Origin of the sequence: Streptomyces sp. 15-116A, assembly GCF_025290915.1 — a bacterium.
Classification (GTDB): domain Bacteria; phylum Actinomycetota; class Actinomycetes; order Streptomycetales; family Streptomycetaceae; genus Streptomyces.
In genome coordinates this window covers 1-4,472 of sequence record NZ_JAOCQE010000399.1, presented here as the reverse complement: position 1 = coordinate 4,472, position 4,472 = coordinate 1, and the positions used below count along the sequence as shown (strand labels likewise).

At 74.8% G+C, this 4,472-nt stretch carries 1 protein-coding gene; it reads right to left on the bottom strand.

Annotation, left to right across the window (positions count from 1 at the left end):
- Positions 1 to 4,472, bottom strand: a 4,472-nt coding sequence (locus N4P33_RS33165; RefSeq protein WP_260830639.1) for a beta-ketoacyl synthase N-terminal-like domain-containing protein, incomplete at both ends; no start/stop codon positions are given.

Genomic DNA, 4,472 nt, shown 5'->3' with positions numbered 1-4,472 from the left:
GGCGGGCAGCGTGGGGGTTCCGGCGACGACGTGGTCGGCGAGCAGCCAGGCGGCGTCGAGCGGGTCGGCGGATCCGCCCGGCTGCGGGGGGCCGTCCGTGTCCGGGGCGCCGGAGCTTTCCGCCGGGCTCCCCGCGTCCGTGGGAGCCGGTGCTCCCGCCCAGTGGCGCGACTCGGTGAACGGGTACGTCGGCAGGGGCACCCGGCGTGCTCCGGTTCCCGCGAACAGCGACTCCCAGTCCGGGTCGGCACCGCGTACGTAGGCCGCGGCCGTGCTCGTGTCGTCCTCGGGGGCCGTCAGCCAGTACGCCCCCGCGTCCGGGGAGCCGTCCAGCAGGCGCCTGACGCCCTCGCCCAGCGCGGTGACGGTGTCGGCGGTCAGCGCGGCGCGCACCGGGAGATGCCGGCGGCCCACGGCCAGGGTGAAGGCGATGTCCCGCGCGCTCGACCGTCCCCGGGCACCTTCGGGAGCGGAGAAGGCAACGGTGGCGAGGTCCTCCAGCCGGCGCCGCAACTCGGCCTCGGTGCGGGCGGACAGCGGGAAGGTGAAGGCGCCGGTTCCCTGGCTCTCCCGCAGCGGCCGTGGCCCGGCGGGAGGTGCCTCCGCCACGACCAGGTGGCAGTTGGTGCCGCTGAAGCCGAAGCCGCTGATCGCGGCCGCGCGCACGCCCGAGGGCCCGGGCGGCCAGTCCACCGCCTCGGTGCGCACCCGGAAGGGACTGCCGTCCAGGTCGATACGCGGGTTGGGGTCCCCGAAGCCGGCGGCGGGCGGCTGGGTGCGGTGCCGCAGCGCCAGCAGGACCTTGAGCAGGGAGGCGATCCCGGCCGCCATGGTGGTGTGGCCCACGTTGGCCTTCACCGAGCCCAGACCGCAGTAGCCGGTCCGGCCGGTGCCCCGGCGGAAGGCGTCGGTGAGCGCCTTGACCTCGATGGGGTCGCCGAGCGGGGTTCCGGTGCCGTGCGCCTCGACGTAGCCGATGTCGTCGAAGGTCAGTCCGGAACGCCGGTGCACCGAGGCGATGAGCTCGGTCTGGGAGCGGGCGCTGGGCGCGGTGATGCCGTTCGTGCGGCCGTCGCCGTTCACGCCGCCGGCGCGGATCACCCCGTGCACGGTGTCTCCGTCGGCCAGGGCCCGGTCGAGGCGCTTGAGCACGACCGCGCCCACGCCCTCGCCGAGCACCGTGCCGTCGGCCGGCGCGGCGAAGGGCGCGCAGACACCGGTCGGCGAGAGCATGCCGACCTGGCCGCACCGCACGTGCAGTTCGGGGGTGAGCATCAGCGCCACTCCCCCGGCCAGGGCCATGTCGCACTCTCCCGCCCGGATCGACTGGCAGGCGAGGTGGACGGCGACGAGCGAGGAGGAGCACGCGGTGTCCACGGCGAGGGTGGGGCCCGTCAGGTCGAGGAGGTATGCGATGCGGGCGGCGAGAATGGACGGGGCGTTGCCCAGGAACGCGTATCCGCTGTCCCGTTCTCCCCGTTCGGCCAGCAGCCGGCCGTAGTCGCCGGCGCCGCTGCCGACGAAGACGCCGCAGGTGCCGGTGGCAGCCGTGCGCGGCGCTCCGTAGCCGGCGTGTTCCAGGGCGTTCCACGCCTCGCGCAGGAAGAGGCGCTGCTGCGGGTCCATGGCCTCGGCCTCCAGCGGGGAGATGCCGAAGAACGCCGCGTCGAAGGCGTCGACGTCGTCCAGCAGGGCCGCCCACCGGCTGCAGGTGGTCCCGGGAACGGTCGGATCCGGGTCGTAGCACTGCGCGGCGTCCCACCGTTCGGCGGGGATCTCGGCGATCTCGCAGCGCCCCGCGAGCAGGTTCTCCCAGTACGCGTCGAGCGTGGGTGCGCCGGGGAAGCGTCCGGCCATGCCGATGACCGCGATGTCGGTGTCCCGGTAGGGGGCCGGCACACCGGTGGCCGCGGCGACGTCTCGGCGCTGCTCCCCGGCACGGCTTTCCGCGTCCTGGACGGGCCCGGAAGCGTCGGCGGGTTCGCCGTGCGGCGGGTGTCCGGCAGGGTCGGTGGCGTGCTGGTCGGCGGGAGCGGTCTGTGCGGCCGGGGCGGCGTGCGTGTCGTGGGTGGGGCCGAGTGTCAGTACGTGGTCGGTGAGGCGCTCCACCGTGGGATGGTCGTAGACGGTCACGGAGTCCAGTTCCACACCGAAGCGCCCGCCGATCTCCTGGCGGACCACCTCCGCCGCGATCGAGTCGACACCGAGGTCGCTGAACGGCTCGGTGAGGTCGATCTCGTCCGGAGCGACCCGCAGTTCGGCGCAGAGCGCCTCCACGATCGCCTGCCGCACCACGGCACGGTCCACGGCGGCCGGCCCAGCGGGATCGTGCGGCGCGGGCCCGGAAGACGGGCTCGTCCCGGCGACCACGGATGCCACCGCCTCCTCCGTCCTCTCGTCCGTCTGCGTCTCCGTCAGCTTCTCCGTCTGCGTCGCCGCTGCTGCCGTCTCCTCGTCGGCCGACGTCCGGTCCTCCGCCGTTCCCCCGGCCTCCGTGTCCCTTCTGGCCGCCCACTCGCCGGGCCAGTGACGCTCCAGGGAGAAGGGGTAGTTGGGCAGCAGCGGAACCTTGCGCAGGCCGTCGGTCTCCGTGGGCAGGCCACGGGTCGCCCAGTAGTCGGCTCCGTCGGCAGGGGCGGGCCCCTGCTCGGCGACCCATGCGGCGGCCGTCCGGGCCAGGCCGTGCAGGTCCGTGGGATCCGGCTCGATGCCCGCGTACGTCCAGAAGTCCCCGTCGGCCGGGGGCTTGCCCGTCGCATAGCGGTGCAGCGCCGACCGCAGGCCCGCGAGGTCGGCGGTGACCACGGCCAGCCGCACGGCCATGGCGGTGCGGCCCGTGCGGGAGGTGTACGCGAGATCGGCGAGCGAGGGCCGCGGGACGTCGTCGTCGGTGTCGGTGAGGGCGTCCAGGTGGTCCACCCACCGGCCGGCGTAGGCGCGCAGGGCCGTCTCGTCCCGGGCGGACAGCACGAACAACTGCTCCGCCGGGAGCGCGGCCGGGGCCTCGGAACGCGCGGGTCCCTCCGTCAGCACCAGGTGGACGTTGCTGCCGCCCGCCCCGAACGAGCTGATGCCGGAGGTCCTGGGGGCGCCGTCGGCGCGCGGCGGCCAGACAGCGGCCTCGCGCTGGACGCGCACCGGCGCGCGCTCGAAGTCGATGTGCGGGTTGGTCTCGTCCGCGTGCAGCGTCGGCGCGAGGCGCCGGTGGTGGAGCTGGAGGAGCACCTTGGTCACCGCGGCGATCCCGGCGGCGCTCTCCAGGTGTCCGATCGCGGACTTCACCGAACCGATCGCGCACCGGTGGTCCCCGGCTCCGGTGAGCGCCTGCCGCAGTCCCTCGACCTCGATCGGGTCGCCCAGCGAGGTGCCGGTGCCGTGCGCCTCCAGGTAGTCGATCCGCTCCGGGGCCACGCCCGCGTCGCGCAGCGCGGCACGTACGACCTGTGCCTGCCCGGCAGGGCTCGGTACGGTGAAACCGCTGGTGCGTCCGGTGTGGTTGACGGCGCTGCCCCTGATGACCGCGTACACGTGGTCGCCGTCGAGCAGGGCCTGCCGCAGCGGTTTCAGCAGGACCGCGCCGACGCCCTCGCCGGGGACGTATCCGGTGCCGCCCCGGCCGAAGGCCCTGCACCGCCCGTCGTCGGAGAGGAACCGGCCCTGCGCGAGCTGGAGGTACTTCTGCGGGTGGACGATGAGGTTGACCCCGCCGGCCAGCGCCGCCTCGCACTCGCCCGCGCGGATGCTGCGCACGGCGAGGTGCAGCGCGGTGAGGGACGAGGAGCAGGCGGTGTCCAGGGCCACGCTGGGTCCGCGCAGGTCGAAGGTGTACGAGACGCGGTTGGCCACGGCCGAGTGTGCCGCCATGGGGGCGACGCCGTCGTCGGCGGAGCCGACCAGCTGGTAGTGGTTCCACATCACGCCGGCGAACACGCCCACGGCACGGCCGGCGAGCGTGGCGGGCGGGTGGCCGGCGTCCTCCAGCGTGTGCCAGGCGGTCATCAGGAACAGCCGCTCCTGCGGATCCATCCGTTCGGCGTCCCGCCGTGAGATCCCGAAGAAGTCGCGGTCGAACCGGTCGTAGGCGTCGACGAAGCCGCCCCACCGCCCGTAGGTGCGGCCAGGGGTGCCGCGCTCGGGTGCGTAGTAGCTGTCGTGCGGCCAGCGCTCCGGGGGGATCTCGGTGATGCAGTCCCGGCCCTGGACAAGGTTGCGCCACAGCTCGTTCACGTCGGTCGCGCGCGGGTACTGCCCGGCGACTCCGACGACGGCGATGGCGTCGGGGGCGATGTCGTCGGGGGCGGGGTCCTTCGCGGGGCCGCCGTCCTGGCCGTCCCCGTCGAGCCGTGCGGTCGCGGGGTTGGCCGGCACGGGCCCGGGGCGGTGAGCGGGCATCGGCCCCGAGGCGTCCTCGTCGCGCGGATCGCCGCCCGTGGCGGGCAGCAGCCGCTCCACGCGTCCGGCGTCACCGTGCA